This is a genomic window from Deferribacter autotrophicus (genome assembly GCF_008362905.1).
In the GTDB taxonomy this organism is placed as follows: domain Bacteria; phylum Chrysiogenota; class Deferribacteres; order Deferribacterales; family Deferribacteraceae; genus Deferribacter; species Deferribacter autotrophicus.
Map to the genome: position 1 here is coordinate 226,847 of NZ_VFJB01000004.1, position 14,333 is coordinate 241,179.

Annotated in this window: 17 protein-coding genes; 7 read left to right on the plus strand and 10 right to left on the minus strand. The window is 32.7% G+C overall.

The window, feature by feature from the left end; translation table 11 throughout:
* Positions 1–61 precede the first annotated feature (61 nt).
* Together FHQ18_RS05225 and FHQ18_RS05230 are read left to right on the plus strand one after the other, a co-directional pair.
* Positions 62–556, plus strand: coding sequence for a TlpA family protein disulfide reductase (locus FHQ18_RS05225; protein WP_149266114.1), 495 nt, complete (start codon positions 62–64; stop codon positions 554–556).
* A gap of 456 nt (positions 557–1,012) precedes the next feature.
* Positions 1,013–2,200 (plus strand): IS110 family RNA-guided transposase, encoded by a 1,188-nt coding sequence (locus tag FHQ18_RS05230; RefSeq protein WP_149265355.1) that lies wholly within the window; start codon positions 1,013–1,015, stop codon positions 2,198–2,200.
* A gap of 375 nt (positions 2,201–2,575) precedes the next feature.
* On the opposite strand, the gene nikR is transcribed toward FHQ18_RS05230, so the two are convergent.
* Entirely contained in the window at positions 2,576–2,977 is a 402-nt protein-coding gene (nikR, locus tag FHQ18_RS05235; RefSeq protein WP_149266115.1) for a nickel-responsive transcriptional regulator NikR, read from the minus strand.
* A gap of 65 nt (positions 2,978–3,042) precedes the next feature.
* Between nikR and FHQ18_RS05240 the strand changes: the two genes are divergently transcribed.
* The 5 genes from FHQ18_RS05240 (at position 3,043) to FHQ18_RS05260 (ending at position 8,325) form a co-directional block, all read left to right on the plus strand.
* Positions 3,043–3,855, plus strand: a complete 813-nt coding sequence (locus FHQ18_RS05240) for a metal ABC transporter substrate-binding protein (RefSeq protein ID WP_149266116.1) — start codon at positions 3,043–3,045, stop codon at positions 3,853–3,855.
* The gene (locus FHQ18_RS05245; protein WP_188020346.1) at positions 3,845–4,624 is read left to right on the plus strand and encodes a metal ABC transporter ATP-binding protein; all 780 of its coding nucleotides are present in this window, start codon (positions 3,845–3,847) and stop codon (positions 4,622–4,624) included. The genes FHQ18_RS05240 and FHQ18_RS05245 overlap by 11 nt, the downstream gene beginning before the upstream one ends.
* Positions 4,617–5,414: a metal ABC transporter permease gene (locus FHQ18_RS05250; RefSeq protein ID WP_246798668.1), complete on the plus strand. Its 798-nt coding sequence runs from the start codon at positions 4,617–4,619 to the stop codon at positions 5,412–5,414. The genes FHQ18_RS05245 and FHQ18_RS05250 overlap by 8 nt, the downstream gene beginning before the upstream one ends.
* Positions 5,415–5,538: 124 nt before the next feature.
* Positions 5,539–6,747, plus strand: a complete 1,209-nt coding sequence (locus tag FHQ18_RS05255) for a rhodanese-like domain-containing protein (protein WP_149266119.1) — start codon at positions 5,539–5,541, stop codon at positions 6,745–6,747.
* Positions 6,748–6,846: 99 nt separating this feature from the next.
* A complete protein-coding gene (locus FHQ18_RS05260) occupies positions 6,847–8,325 on the plus strand; it encodes a hypothetical protein (RefSeq protein WP_149266120.1) in 1,479 nt (492 codons plus the stop codon).
* A 33-nt stretch (positions 8,326–8,358) separates the two neighbouring features.
* Here FHQ18_RS05260 and FHQ18_RS05265 read toward each other — a convergent pair whose 3' ends face one another.
* From FHQ18_RS05265 to FHQ18_RS05305, 9 genes are all read right to left on the minus strand, one after another.
* On the minus strand, positions 8,359–9,207 hold the full coding sequence (locus tag FHQ18_RS05265; RefSeq protein ID WP_149266121.1) for a hypothetical protein: 849 nt from the start codon (positions 9,205–9,207) through the stop codon (positions 8,359–8,361).
* 56 nt (positions 9,208–9,263) lie between these two features.
* On the minus strand, positions 9,264–9,590 hold the full coding sequence (locus FHQ18_RS05270) for an early set domain-containing protein (protein ID WP_149266122.1): 327 nt from the start codon (positions 9,588–9,590) through the stop codon (positions 9,264–9,266).
* The gene (locus tag FHQ18_RS05275) at positions 9,590–10,162 is read right to left on the minus strand and encodes a glycogen-binding domain-containing protein (RefSeq protein ID WP_149266123.1); all 573 of its coding nucleotides are present in this window, start codon (positions 10,160–10,162) and stop codon (positions 9,590–9,592) included. The genes FHQ18_RS05270 and FHQ18_RS05275 overlap by 1 nt, the downstream gene beginning before the upstream one ends.
* A complete protein-coding gene (locus FHQ18_RS05280; protein ID WP_149266124.1) occupies positions 10,159–10,629 on the minus strand; it encodes an RNA polymerase sigma factor in 471 nt (156 codons plus the stop codon). Before FHQ18_RS05280 ends, FHQ18_RS05275 begins: the two co-directional genes overlap by 4 nt.
* A gap of 115 nt (positions 10,630–10,744) precedes the next feature.
* Positions 10,745–11,179 carry a hypothetical protein gene (locus tag FHQ18_RS05285; RefSeq protein ID WP_149266125.1) on the minus strand — a complete coding sequence of 145 codons (435 nt, stop codon included), beginning with the start codon at positions 11,177–11,179 and terminating at the stop codon, positions 10,745–10,747.
* A gap of 212 nt (positions 11,180–11,391) precedes the next feature.
* A complete protein-coding gene (locus FHQ18_RS05290; protein ID WP_149266126.1) occupies positions 11,392–12,027 on the minus strand; it encodes a carbonic anhydrase in 636 nt (211 codons plus the stop codon).
* Positions 12,011–12,418 (minus strand): methylmalonyl-CoA epimerase, encoded by a 408-nt coding sequence (gene mce, locus FHQ18_RS05295; protein ID WP_149266127.1) that lies wholly within the window; start codon positions 12,416–12,418, stop codon positions 12,011–12,013. The genes FHQ18_RS05290 and mce overlap by 17 nt, the downstream gene beginning before the upstream one ends.
* Before the next feature lie 86 nt (positions 12,419–12,504).
* The gene (gene gatB / locus FHQ18_RS05300) at positions 12,505–13,941 is read right to left on the minus strand and encodes an Asp-tRNA(Asn)/Glu-tRNA(Gln) amidotransferase subunit GatB (RefSeq protein WP_149266128.1); all 1,437 of its coding nucleotides are present in this window, start codon (positions 13,939–13,941) and stop codon (positions 12,505–12,507) included.
* Between the two features lie 24 nt (positions 13,942–13,965).
* A complete protein-coding gene (locus tag FHQ18_RS05305; RefSeq protein WP_149266129.1) occupies positions 13,966–14,322 on the minus strand; it encodes a gamma-glutamylcyclotransferase family protein in 357 nt (118 codons plus the stop codon).
* Positions 14,323–14,333 lie beyond the last annotated feature (11 nt).

Genomic DNA, 14,333 nt, shown 5'->3' on the forward strand with positions numbered 1-14,333 from the left:
TTTGCTTATATATGTTGAAAAATTTTTAAAATTATTTTAAAAATCTTTTGAGGAGGCTAACATGAAAAGAATTATATTTTTAATACTTATTGTTTTTTTAACATTCTTTGGTTGTAATCAAAATAATAACCAAGCAACCTCAACCTCTCAAAAAATCACTGAACTTAAAAATATAAATGTAGCAGAATTTAAAAAACTTAAAGAACAGTACAGCGATAAAGTAATCCTTGTAAATTTCTTTGCTTCCTGGTGTCCACCTTGTAGACAGGAAACCCCAGGGTTTATCAAAGTATATAACAAATTAAAGGATAGTGGATTTGTAATACTTGGTTTCTCCATTGATGATAACATTGCTGATGCAATTAAATTCGTTAATGAGATAGGTATTACCTATCCTGTTTTCCATGCTGACCGCTCACTTGAATCCTATTTTAATATCAATACCATTCCAACTAGCATCTTTTATATAAAAGGTGGAAAACTTTATAATCTTCATGTGGGCTACATTGATGATAAAACTCTCGAAAATTATGTAAAAGAATTACTATCCAAATAATTAGTTGCCACTGAAAAGTGGCAACTAATTAATAATAAATGATTTGTTTTAATTACCTCATAAAAATTCCTCCAATTTTTGAATACTTTTCAGGACTTAAAGGGGGTTAGCACCCCCTTTAGAACCCCCGAAAAATAAGATAAGATTGTTAATTATTTTTAGTAAATTAGTTTTCTAAAGGAAACTAGTTTAAATATTATAAAATCATAAAAATCTTTATTTAATAATTAGTTCTCACTTTTTCAGTGAGAACTCCTACGTTTTTTTGTTGTATAAGAAAATTATATTATGTAATGAATTAAGAATGGGACAGAGGACTACAGTGGGAATAAGCTTAAAAGCTTCATATTTAGTCTGTCCCCCGTCCCGAAAGTCCCTATTGGTTGATTTGGCTATCAAGCCACTGTCAAACGGGAGTTTGGATTCGGGACTAAAATATTTTAAGTGAGGTTTGACATGAAAAATGACAAATTTGCTTTCTTTATAGGTGTTGATGTTTCCAAAGATAAGTTTAATTGCGCTATTATTAACAATAAGCTTGAACTTCTCAAAGAAGCTGAATTTCAAATGGACATTGATGGTTTTAACAGCTTCTATGACTTGATTAAAAAGTATGACTCCTCTATCATTGCTCTTGAATCTACTGGCAGCTATCACATTAACCTCTTAGCATCCCTTGTATCCAAAAAGAAAGATGTCTGTCTTATTAATCCAGCTCTCATCAAAAAATTTGCCCAATCCGTTACTCTCAGAAAAACCAAAACCGATAAAATTGATGCTGTTATCATTGCTAAATTTATAGCTAAGAATATTGAACATTTCAATTATTTTGCTCTTCCTGAGTCCAATGATATTATCGCACTTGCCAGGATGAGAGAACATATTACTCAGCAGATTGCAAGAGTTAAGACTCAGCTTAAACAGCATCTTACTGTAGTATTTCCTGAACTTGTGGCAAATGCCAATGTATTTACTCAATCCATTTTGCATATCCTTAAACATATGCCTACAGCTGAAATCATCAGGAATGCTAATGAAGATGATATTCAAAAGATTCTTGATGAATTGAAGTTTGCACATAAGTCAAATATTACCCCTCAGAAGCTCATATCCCTTGCTAAATCCTCCATTGGTATTTCCTCTGATATCTGGGCTACTGTCATCAAAGAAGATGTTGAAATGCTCATATTTCTTAATAGCCGACTTGATAATATTACGAAGGAATTTATTGATAAAATAAAATCTTCCAAAAAAGATGATATGGAGATTATTACTTCTATCAAAGGAATTAATGATATTACCGCTGCCCATTTTCTTGCAGAAATTAAAGATATAAACAGATTTGCCAACAAAGGTAAACTTGCTGCCTATGCCGGGATAGATCCTGCTATTAAACAATCCGGAAGTATGTATAGTAACGGCAGAATAAGTAAAAAAGGATCCCGGTCCCTTAGGCGTATTCTTTATCTTATGGCAAGTGGTGTTATGAAGTTTAATGAGTATTTTAGAGCGTATTATTTGAAAAAGAAGGAGGAAGGTATGCCTCATAGAAAAGCTATGATTGCATTGTGTAACAAACTTGTGCGTGTACTTTATGCCATGCTTACAAAAAAAGAGGTTTTTCATATGCCTAAATTATCTTAATAATTTTTAATATTTATAGTTGACTAATTAGTTACTGCTGAAAAAGTGTATTTTATTGATAAATGGAAAATTATTCATTTGTGATATTTGCAAAGATGATACTTAAAGGGGGCAAGCCCCCTTTAGAACCCCCTATAAAGAAAATAAAATGGATAAGAATTTATTTATTATTTTTTACATAAATTAGTTTTCTAACGAAAACTAATTTAGGGGGCAAGCCCCCTTTAGAACCCCCGAAAAGGTTTAGAGTTTACAATAAATTATATCAAATAACAGATTTTAGTAATTGATGGATAACAATCAGTATAATAAGGAAAAACATATTAACTATTAATTAGTTGCCACTTGAAAAAGTGGCAACTAATTAACGTTAAATTATGAAATATCTGCAACCGTTAAAGATGTATCCTTGATATTTTTAAGTGTTTTTAAACGTCTATAAAGCCCTTCCACCTCATTACTTTTCCCTTTTACAATTATAACTTCGAAACAGTTATCATGGTCTAGATGTATATGCTGTGATGAAATTATAATATCATGATACTCATGTTGTATTTCCAAAAGTGTATTAACTGCATCCTTTTCATGATGGTCATAGAGTATCGAAATTATTCCTGCAATTTTTTCCCCATGTTGCCATTTACTTTGAGTAATATATTTTTTTATTAAATCATAAATTGCCTTTGATCTGGTCTCATAACCTTCCTTTTTTATTGCATCGTCAAACTGATGTGCTATATCTCTTGGAAGTGATACTCCAAACCTGACTACACCCATACATACCCCTTATTAAAAATTGTAATTTATTTTATTTAATATATAATCAAGTAGGAGGTTGCAACATGAAAAAAACATTTAAAGCTATTTTTATTTTTGTAGCAATCCTTTTTATTCTATCAATTCAAGGATATTGTCTAAAAATAGCAACGCCCATTTTCCCTATTTATGACCTTGTCAACCTAATTGCAGGGACAAACTCAGATACAATATATGTTATCAAACCAGGAGAAAATCCACATCATTTTGAACCAACCATCGAAACAGTAAAAAAGATGAACAATGCTGACATATATTTTGGCATAGATAGAAGATTTGATGGATGGGCAAATAAAATTATAAAAAGCAATAAAATAATTTTTTTAAATGACTTTATAAAATCTGATAACCCACATATTTGGCTCTCTTTTAATGACCTCATAGCAATTTCAGATATTATTACTAGGTCTCTTTGTAATCTGGATAAATCTAACTGTAATATTTACAAAACAAATTCAAACCTTTTAAAAAACAAATTATTGGATTTAAAAAATAAATACAATTTTCAAAATATTACGGTTATTGAGTGCCATCCTGCATGGACAAAGCTTTTAAGTGAAGTTGGTATCAAATCTATTGGTTTTATTAAGAAAGGGAAAGAACACGAACCAAGTATCAAATCTCTCTCAACACTCCTAAAAAAGGCAAAGAAAAACAATGTAAGATTTATAATTTGCTCAACCAACGATAAAAGCAAAATAAATGATACAGTTGCTAATGTTTTAAACGCAAAAAAAATAGTCCTTGAATCCATAGGTGGATATCCACCTTACAGTTCCATATTTTCACTCTTTGAAATAAACCTACGAAGAATATATAATGGGGTATATGGAAAATAACTTTGTAATAGAGATAAAAAATTTAGACGTCAAAATAAACAACAAATTAATACTTCAGAATATTAATCTCACTCTAAAAGAAAAAGAAATTATGGCCATAGTTGGCCCAAACGGTGGAGGTAAAACCACATTAATAAAAACCATATTGGGATTTTATAAACCATCTGCAGGGACTATAAAAATCATGGGAAAACAATTTCAAAAAATTCCAAAAGGATTGATTGGATATCTTCCACAAAAAGATTTGATTAATTACAATTTCCCAATACTGGTTTATGATGTTGTTTTAATGGGAAGGAGAATATTAAAAAAATTTTTAGAAAAAACCACCGATAAAGATAAAGAAATCTGTCTTGATGCCTTAGATAAAGTTGGTATGTCTGGGTATTTAAACAGACCTTTTAATAAACTTTCAGGTGGACAAAAACAAAGAGTCTTAATTGCAAGACTTTTAGCCATGAAACCAAAAATCTTACTATTTGATGAACCAGCCACTGGGTTAGATGTAGTGGGACAAGAAGATTTTTATGAATTGATTAATAAACTTAAAGAAGAAGAAAAAATATCCATCCTTATGGTAACCCATGATATTGGTGTAATCTCCAGTTATGTAGATATGATAGCATGTTTAAACAGAACAATACACTATCATGGTCCTCCAGAACATGGTATACAGCCAGAAATTTTAGAAAAGGTTTTTGGTAAAAACATACAGTTTGTCATTCATGACCACCGCTGTGCCACATGCAGAGGTTTCAGTGATGAATGATCTTTTTGCCATAGACATAATAAAATACTCCTTTCTCACTGGACTAATACTCAGTGTCTTGTGCGGTTTTTTATCTTTTTTTATTGTTGAGAAAAAACTTTCTTTTTTAACAGTAGCAGTATCTCATTCAGCATTTGGAGCACTTGCCTTAGCATTATTAATAAATTTTAACCGTGATGCTATACTTTATATCTTTTGCTTTTCAGTAGCCTTAATTGTGTTTGAAATTAAAAAGAGAACAGTGATAGAATTTGAAACTATTTTGGGAATATTTTTCGCATTCACCATGGCTTTGGGAATAATTTTTTTAAAGTTTAGCAATAATGGAGCATTTGATTTAAACGCCACCCTGTTTGGAAGTGTAGTATCATCAACAAAATCAGATTTAATAAAAACTGCATTTATTGGCATATTGATTTTTGCAGTGTATTTTTTATTTTTCAAAGATATTATATTCACCCTTTTTGACGAAGATGTGGCAAAAGTTTCTGGAATAAATACAAATTTTATAAACTACATAATCTTATTTAGTATAACACTGGTTATAGTTACAGGTATTAAAATTATAGGGATTATCCTTCTAACTGCTTTCATGACGATACCAGCAAGTATCGCACTAAATTTTACAAGTAGCTATAGAGCAACTATTCTTGTATCAACTATTTTATCCTTAATTATCTTTACTGGCTCATTCTTTCTTGCCTATTTTTATGACCTACCACCAGGTGCCACTACTGTTGTGGTTGGAACAATCATTTTCACTCTAGTACATATCATAAAATCAAACTGAGTTATAAATATTAGAATATACGGATATCAGGATATTCAAATATTTGTCAATATTGATTTTTTTATTGACTGAGTTTTGGGCATTTGATATTATATATTTACATTTTATTTAATGGAGGTGGCCCATGAAAAAAAATCTTTTAAGGTTTATTTTAGCACTATTCGTAGTCTTTAGTTTATTCTTTGCTGGTTGTGCAAAACAAGCACAAAAACCTGCAGCAGCTGAAACTCCAAAGAAAAGTGTAAAAGAACTAATTAAAGAAGCTGGTTTCGAAATTGTTGATTACGATTATGTAAAAGGATTAGTAGGAAACGGCTTAAGAAAGTTTGAGAAAGTGGTAATAATTGATGCCAGACCAGAAAGAAAGTATGACTCAGGGCATATACCTGGTGCTATCAATATCCCTGACACCAAGTTCAACCAATATGTGGGACAATTAGGAAAATTAAATATTACAAAAGATACTCTACTTATTACATATTGTGGCGGTTTTCATTGTATTAAAAGTTATCATGATGCAAAATATCTGAGAGATAAAGGTTACAAAAACATTAAAGTATATCTTGCAGGGATGCCAGATTGGTCTAAAAAATCTTATGCAGAAATCACTCATAAATATGCAAAAAAATTGCTGGATAAAGGGGTTTTATTTATAGATGCTAGACCTGATAGAAAATGGAAAAAAGGGACTATCCCAGGTGCTATCAATATTCCTGATACAAAATTTATGAGAAACCCTGAACCATATCTTGCAAAATTGCCTCAAGATAAAAACACACCTATCGTAGTTTTCTGTGGTGGTTATAAATGTGTAAAATCACATAACGTTGCAAGATTGTTAAAAGAAAAATATGGATACAATAAAGTATATGCTTACGCAGGTGGTTTACCTGAATGGAAACAGCTTGGATATGCTGTTGCAGCTCCTGGAGCAAAAGTAATCAAAAAAGCAGTTTCTACTCAAACAGTAGGCACTATAAAGCCTGGTCCAGATGAAGGAACTGTAGCTATAGAATTTTTTAAAGCTATAATTGATGATAGACCTTCAAACATCCATATAGTAGATGTTAGATCACCTGAAGAATTTGCAGAAGGACATGTAAAAGGCGCCATTAACATCCCAGTAGATGATATGTACAAAAAGGGTTGTGATTATATAATCAACAAATTACCAAAAGATGGCTATATCATTTTTATGTGCGCATCTGGTGGTAGAGCTGGAGAAATGTATTTTGGCCTATTGGAAGACTGTAGTTACAAAGAGATGAACAGATTATATTTCCTTGATGCTCACGTTGACTTCTCAGGCGGTAAATGCAAAATCACAGAATAATTAATCTTAAAATAATCTAACTTAATGTAGCGTATCAGGGTAAGACTGACAGTCTTACCCTTTTTTTTTATTTACATTTGATTTTATCTGGAGGTTGTCATGAGATATTTATCAGCATTACTAATTATTTTCTTCAGTTTTTCCATCGCACTTGCCGACGGATATTATGATCCAAAAGAGTATTACAAAAGTAAAGACTACGAAAAGTACAAATCAAGAAGTGCCAGAAAAGCTAACCCCCACAAAAAACTCACTGGTTATACTGGAGCATTTTACTGCGAAAAATGTCATCCTGGTGCCATTGAAGAGGTTATGAACTCAATCCATTACAAATGGGCAGGAAAACTCCCACCTAACTATCTCATAGAAAACGGCAAGGCTGTCACAGGTGGCAAAGAAATCGGTAAAAAATACAAGCTTGGTAGTTGTCCAGGTGCATATCCTCTTGCAAACTATTTAGGAATATTACCAGACAAAAATGGAAAAAAAATTGGATTAGGTTGTGGTAAATGCCACGTTGGTGGTGGTTATCCCCCAGTTGAATTCAAAAAAGCGATGTTTGAGCAAAAAAACGCCATTGAATGTCTTCTGTGCCATGCTGAAGAGTATGATATGTCAAAAAGAAAAGTTATAAAAGTAGGAGAAAAAAACGGTAAACCAATCTTGAGATTAACACAAGATATGAGTGATAAGGCATTGCAATCTGTGGGTAGACCTACAAATGAAGCCTGTATGAGATGTCACTATACTGCAGGAGGAGGACCTCTATTTAAGCGTGGTGTTGATTATGCAGATGATACGGATGTTCATGCAGCTATAGGATTACTTTGCGTAGATTGCCACACTCCAAGGCCAAGAAAAGATCATGGTATGGTAAGAAGTCTTGGATTGGATATTTGGAACTATGATCACTATACAAAAGAAGAAGGGTGCATAAAGTGTCATCCAGGTAAAATACATAAAGATAAAAGATACGATGCAGGATGTAATGGTAAAGTAGCCTGCGTAACATGTCATATTAAAACTACAGGTGGTTTGATGATGAAAGATTTCAGTCAAATGCATCAAAGTAAAAAAAGTGGTTTCTGGCTATTCAAGACAATAGTAAAGGACGAACATAGTGTGCCTGTAGTTTATAAATGGTGGGATGGAAAAGCAAGGGAACCCTTTATCCCTCAAGGGGATCCTAAAGATAAAAACAGCAAGCTCTATGTGTTTAAAAAATTTGAGCAGATTATTCCTGTGGATAAAAACGGAAACAGGCTTCCTTATAAACTTGGTATTGTCACAAAAATGGGGCCCGGAAAAGACGAAAATGGGAATAATATACCTGATAACATCGAAAAAGCTACTCTTATTGGTGTAAAACTTGGAAAATTCCTAAATGGTAAACCAGAAAATCCTGGTATAAAAAAATCTCCTATAGCTGGATTCAAAAAAATTACTGAATACTTTATGGTAAGCCATGGAGTTCTTCCAAAAGAAGAAGCCTTAACATGTAAAGATTGCCATGGAAACAATCCAGTTATAAACTGGAAAGAACTGGGAATGGAAAACCCTGTAACTATTAATCAATAAAAAAAGCCCCTTTAAAAGGGGCATTTTTATTTATCAGAATCTACCATGACCTCCACCATGGTCACCTGCTCCATCGGTACCCATTCCTCCTGATGAACTGGCATCCATACCTGTGCTTCCAGCACTACCAGCATCATGTCCTACATCCGCACCTCTAGCTCCATGTTCCATATTTTCACTCATCTGTTCTGCTATATCTTTAGGATCTCCCATTCTTGCCTGTTCCATAAAAGCCTCTCGCATCTCTTTCATTTCTCTAGCTGTAAATTCATGTTTCATAGCATTATTTATCACATCCTTCGCTTCATCAGAGCTTACTCCATGTCTAGCCATCTCTTTAGCCATTTCGGTAACCTCAAGGGCATAATTTTCCTTCTCTTTTACCCTATCCATCTTCTGCTCCAAGGCCTTAATCATATCATCCATATGCTCTTTCTTCATACCTGCGGCCATTGCATCTACAATATTCTGGGCTACTCTTGCTCTCATTTGAGCATTCAACTTCATACGCTCAACCTTTTGATAAGCATATGCATATCTGTTTCTGACCTGGTTTAATGCCTCATAAATCTTTTCAGTACTTACATTTTTAGCAAGCCCTTCATTCACTTTAGACACCATTGGTCCTACCGGCAAACCCTGCTTTTTCGCTTCCAAAATTGCATCGATCACTTTTGCCGCATATCTGGTTTGAACCCTCTGCTGAAGCATATTTTTTACCATATTTAAAGCATCTTCTGATTTAATTCCTGCTGCCAACATTTCTTGCACTTTTGCTTTTAGCTGAACAGGAGTCTGTTCTAATAATTCCTCTTCAGTAACTGCAAAACTAATAACCGCAAACATTAAAACCAATATTAAACTCAAAAATACCTTTTTCATCTCCAAACCTCCTTGATACCGTTTTCACCCATATAACGATTAAGTGGGTAAAAAGGTTACGGAAAATTTTTAAAAATACAATTTTCTCCACCAAAATCGTCTTTCTCTTTCAACTCACAATCAGGAATGTAAAGTTTACCATCAACTTTATAAAAATATTTTATCTCTTTTGAAGCAGGATGTTTAATCTTCACAACCCAAATATCATTTTTAATTTTTTCAGCTTTGTGTTTCTCAAAACCGTCTACATCAACATATAATTCTATATTTTTAGATGAATCATCTCTCAAATAAAAAAGAAGACTATCATCCTTCTTTTTAACATAATGAGAAGCACAAGATATAAATAAAAATGATAAAAGTATAATTATACTTTTTTTCATTATGCATCCTCCTTTAATTCTAAAATCGAATTAACATTCCCAAAATCATCCCTTTCTTTCGCTATGATTGTGGGATCTGGAGTACTGTACTTATCATCCACTACAAAACTATATTTATGCTCACCCGGTTTCAATTTCAATGAAACTTCAAAATAGCCGGTATTATCAATCCTTTTCATCTTAATTCTTTGCCAATTCGTAAAAGTCCCAGCGATTTCAACCTTTTTTGCATCTGGTTTATAAATGACAAATCTATATTCTTTTATCATTTCATTTGGTTTCAAAGCGACAGAATTAGATGAATTTTGAAAATTCAATACCGCAAAAATTATTAATATCGATGCAACAACAGACATTATTGCCGGAACAAATCTAAAATTCATTTTTCTCCTTTGTTCAAAATTAACTTCTCTTTCAGGCTCAATATAATCACGCAATAAATATTCCTGACCAATAAATTCCAATACCTCTTCGCCAAATGTTGAATCTTTCATAACCTCTTTAATAAAGATTTCTTTTTCTTTTAACGTAAGTTCATCATCAATATATTTACTTATTAAAAGCTCTCTCATTTTAAACCTCCTTTTAGGATTTGCCTAAGTTTCTGCCTCGCTCTATGTATTTTAACTTTGATATTTGCCACACTTAAGCCTGTAATTTCACTTATCTCCTTGTAACTCAAATTATCCGAAACCTTTAAAGACAGTATCTGTCTTTCTTCAAGTGGTAATTTCTGCATTGCTTTAAGCAGATTTTTATAATCTTCTTTTGCAATTAAAGATTCTTCTACATCAGTTATAGATAGAGTCACTTCTACATTCAGTTCGCTGTTTTTCTTGGATTTTCTGTAAAAATCAATATACAAATTGTAGGCTATTTTATACAATAAGCTTTTATTATAAACTTTATAGTTTTCATAAATTTTTATATAAGCATCCTGCATAAGATCAGATGCCAAATCATAATCGCCGGTTAGCTTTAATAAATAATTGAAGAAAGGAACTTTCGTGTTTTTATAAAACTCTTTTAATTCTCTCATCCTACCATTATAACGTAATAAAAAAATGAAGGTTACAATTTTTGAATTAAATTAGAAAAATATGTATGTTAAAAAAAGATGCTCGCAATTTTGATTTAGCGAGCATCTTTTTATTTTATTTATTTCTAAAAAAGCCACTACCTGGAGTAACCGGATTTCCATTAGCATCTTTTACCAAACTACCGGTAGAATCCACTATGTAACCATCACTATTCACACTATAACCTCTTTCTGTTAAATTCTTATATTGCCTGCTGTTACTTGAGCTTGAAGATCTTGAGCCTTTATATTGATTCTTGTTCTGATATTGTGAACCACTTCCTGCACCTTGCTTAGAACCTTTGTACTGATATTTATACTGGTGCTTATACTGGTTATTATAACTACTACCTGATCCATAATTATACCTGTAGTTTTGCTGATAATTATAACTGTTTGAATTAGAATATCCACCCATCATTCCGCCTCTACCTGATCTCATACCCCTTGCATAGCTGTCAACAACCAAAAATACAAATAATACACTTAATGCTAATACTACTTTTTTCATTTCTTACCTCCATTTTTTTTATTCTTAAACGTATTTGCCACTCAAAAGTTACAATTTTTTTTTTGCAGCAAACTTAAAAGATATTAAACAAAAATGATACCAACTTTACTAAAGGCATAAAAGCTTGATATTCTTGGAAATATTTGCAACCAGGGTAAAATCAACTGTGTAAATTTTACACATATGTGTAAAATCTATACAACTTACATAAATCAAAAATTCAAAGGTTCAAATTTTTGTTTTTCAAAATTGTAAGCGTAGATTTCACCGGTAGATATAATATAATGCCAACCAAGTAAATTGAGCTTTTTCTCTTTGTATCTCTCTCTAATATACGGATAAGTCAAAAGATTTTTTAATTGACATACAATATTCATCTGCTCAACAAAAAGCTGTAAATATTCTTCATGATGCACTTCAATTTTTTTAATCTCATCAATAATACAAGCAGAAATTTTAAGCCACTCTCTTATATTTGGCAAATCATTGAGTTGTTGAAACCCTTGTAAAAGTGTTTTACACCCACCACAATTTGAGTGACCACAAACCACAATATTCTCAACATTCAGCACATTTACAGCATATTCAATGGCAGCTGTTGTACCAGCATAATCCTTTGCTACTCTATAAGGAGGCACAATATTAGCTATATTTCTGACAACAAAGAGTTCACCAGGCAATGTTTTTGTAATTAAGTTTGGAATAACTCTGGAGTCAGAACAACCAATAAACAAAGTATGAGGAGATTGTTTGTCCTTTAATTTTTCATAAATGTGCTGAAGATTATTAAAATCTTCTTCTCTAAACTTAAGGGTACCTTTTAAAAGATTATCAATGCTTTTCGGCATGCTGACACAATTCCGTAAGTACACCATTGGTGCTCTTTGGATGGACAAAAGCGATTAATTTTCCATGTGCACCCGGTTTTGGAGTCTCATCTATTAATTTGAAACCAGCATTTTTAAGGGTATCTATTGCTAATTGCACATCGTCCACAAGGTATGCTATGTGATGAATCCCTTCCCCTTTCTTTTCAATAAATTTGGCAATGGGGCTCTCCTCAGAAGTGGGTTCCAACAACTCGATATTAGATTCTCCCACCTTAATGAATGCCGTTTTCACTTTCTGGGATTCAACTTCTTCAAAATGATAAGGTTTTACACCAATTGTCTCATAAATTTTCAAAGAATTATCAAGATTTTTTACTGCAATTCCGATATGATCAATCTTTTTTAGCATGACATCCTCCTCTTATCTCATAAAGTGATAATAAGGGGAAGACTCCCCCTCTTCCCCACAATGTCTCAAAAATAGATTTATAAGTATCAGCTCAACAATTTTTGTAAAAGCTCATTCACAAGCTTCGGATTAGCTTTTCCTTTAGTCTCCTTCATAACCTGACCAACAAAAAATCCCTGAAGCTTTTTCTCTCCATTTTTATACCTTTCCACTTCCTTAGGATTAGCCTCAAGAACTTTTTTCACAATCTCTTCTATGGCTGATTCATCAGATATCTGAATTAACCCTTTTTCCTCCACAATCTTTGATGGAGATTTACCACTTTCAAGGGTTAACTGATACACCTCTTTACCAATTTTACCTGAAATTTTTCCTTCATCTATCAATTTTACTATTTCTGCTATATGCTCAGGCTTCACATTCAAATCAAAGATATCACACCCTTTTTCATTCACGTCTCTCAAAACTTCACTCATAATCCAGTTACTTATAGCTTTTGGATTGCTATGATGTTTTACTGCCTTTTCAAAATAATCCGCATATCTTTTATTTGACGTTAATACCTCAGCATCATAACTTGGAAGTCCATACTCTTTTATAAATCTCTCTTTTTTGGCATCAGGTAATTCTGGTAATGTCTCCCTGACTTCATCCACCCACTCTTTCTCAACTATAAGAGGCACAAGATCTGGATCAGGGAAATATCTGTAATCGTGGGCTTCTTCTTTGCTTCTCATAGAAAGAGTAATCCCTCTGTTTGGATCCCACAACCTTGTTTCCTGAACTATCACGCCACCTTCATCTAGTATTTTAGCCTGCCTTTTTATTTCATACTCAAGTGCCCTCTGCACATTTCTAAATGAGTTCATATTCTTAATTTCAGTCTTAGTTCCAAACTTTGTTTCACCTACGGGCCTCAAGGAGATATTTGCATCACACCTTAAAGAACCTTCCTCCATATTACAATCAGATACCTCAATATACTCAAGTATTGTTTTCAATTTCTGCAAATAAGCTCTTGCCTCTTCAGGTGTCCTGATATCAGGTTCACTAACTATTTCTATGAGTGGAACACCCGTCCTGTTCAAGTCCACATAACTGTGCGCAGGTGACCCAAGATTCTCTCCATGTATTGATTTTCCGGCATCTTCCTCCATATGAATTCTTGTAATCCCTATCTTCTTTTTCTCACCATTTACTTCAATCTCTATATAACCATTTAAACAGATAGGCAGTTCATACTGAGAAATCTGATACCCTTTTGGCAAATCAGGATAAAAATAATTTTTTCTAGCAAAAACACTTTTTCTCTGTATCTCACAATTCAATGCTAACCCTGCCTTAATCGTGTATTCAACTGCCTGCCTGTTTAAAACAGGTAATACCCCAGGCATACCTAAACATACAGGGCATACATGCGTATTTGCATCAGCTCCAAATTCAGTAGAACATGAACAAAATATTTTACTCTTTGTTGATAACTGAACATGTACTTCAAGACCAATTACAGCTTCATATTTCATAACAACTCCTCTTTTTAACTATTATTATTCCCAAACACCATTTTCTATAAGTATAGCATCCTTTAAATCTAACCTGTATACATAAATCCAAGCAATATGTTCCTCTCCCTTTGCATAAACAGATGTAAGCTCCCTTTCAAACCCTTGTTCAATATAATCAAGAACCGGGAACAATTTTTTAGTATTCAATAAATAGTAAAGTTTACCATAAATCTTGTAATTTCCATCTTTGATGTATGCTGGTTGATTGGTTTTTGATAATTTATAAAGACTCCCAATAGTATATGCATCAATTTCAGTAATTATATATGGCTCAACTAATGAATAATTAGGATACCCCATTTTCAAAAGGCCATACACAAACAACTTATCTATAAGCATGTGCTACTTTT

Excerpts from the sequence above, each read along its gene's own strand:
- nikR (WP_149266115.1), bottom strand. The coding sequence starts at position 2,977 with ATGGGTGTAGTCAGGTTTGGAGTATCACTTCCAAGAGATATAGCACAT.
- FHQ18_RS05260 (WP_149266120.1), top strand. The coding sequence starts at position 6,847 with ATGAGATATTTATCAGCATTACTAATTATTTTCTTCAGTTTTTCCATC.
- FHQ18_RS05255 (WP_149266119.1), top strand. The coding sequence starts at position 5,539 with ATGAAAAAAAATCTTTTAAGGTTTATTTTAGCACTATTCGTAGTCTTT.
- FHQ18_RS05225 (WP_149266114.1), top strand. The coding sequence starts at position 62 with ATGAAAAGAATTATATTTTTAATACTTATTGTTTTTTTAACATTCTTT.
- FHQ18_RS05240 (WP_149266116.1), top strand. The coding sequence starts at position 3,043 with ATGAAAAAAACATTTAAAGCTATTTTTATTTTTGTAGCAATCCTTTTT.
- FHQ18_RS05275 (WP_149266123.1), bottom strand. The coding sequence starts at position 10,162 with ATGAGAGAGCTTTTAATAAGTAAATATATTGATGATGAACTTACGTTA.
- mce (WP_149266127.1), bottom strand. The coding sequence starts at position 12,418 with ATGCTAAAAAAGATTGATCATATCGGAATTGCAGTAAAAAATCTTGAT.
- FHQ18_RS05265 (WP_149266121.1), bottom strand. The coding sequence starts at position 9,207 with ATGAAAAAGGTATTTTTGAGTTTAATATTGGTTTTAATGTTTGCGGTT.
- FHQ18_RS05245 (WP_188020346.1), top strand. The coding sequence starts at position 3,845 with ATGGAAAATAACTTTGTAATAGAGATAAAAAATTTAGACGTCAAAATA.
- FHQ18_RS05290 (WP_149266126.1), bottom strand. The coding sequence starts at position 12,027 with ATGCCGAAAAGCATTGATAATCTTTTAAAAGGTACCCTTAAGTTTAGA.
- FHQ18_RS05250 (WP_246798668.1), top strand. The coding sequence starts at position 4,617 with ATGAATGATCTTTTTGCCATAGACATAATAAAATACTCCTTTCTCACT.
- FHQ18_RS05285 (WP_149266125.1), bottom strand. The coding sequence starts at position 11,179 with ATGAAAAAAGTAGTATTAGCATTAAGTGTATTATTTGTATTTTTGGTT.
- gatB (WP_149266128.1), bottom strand. The coding sequence starts at position 13,941 with ATGAAATATGAAGCTGTAATTGGTCTTGAAGTACATGTTCAGTTATCA.
- FHQ18_RS05305 (WP_149266129.1), bottom strand. The coding sequence starts at position 14,322 with ATGCTTATAGATAAGTTGTTTGTGTATGGCCTTTTGAAAATGGGGTAT.
- FHQ18_RS05280 (WP_149266124.1), bottom strand. The coding sequence starts at position 10,629 with ATGAGAGAATTAAAAGAGTTTTATAAAAACACGAAAGTTCCTTTCTTC.
- FHQ18_RS05270 (WP_149266122.1), bottom strand. The coding sequence starts at position 9,590 with ATGAAAAAAAGTATAATTATACTTTTATCATTTTTATTTATATCTTGT.
- FHQ18_RS05230 (WP_149265355.1), top strand. The coding sequence starts at position 1,013 with ATGAAAAATGACAAATTTGCTTTCTTTATAGGTGTTGATGTTTCCAAA.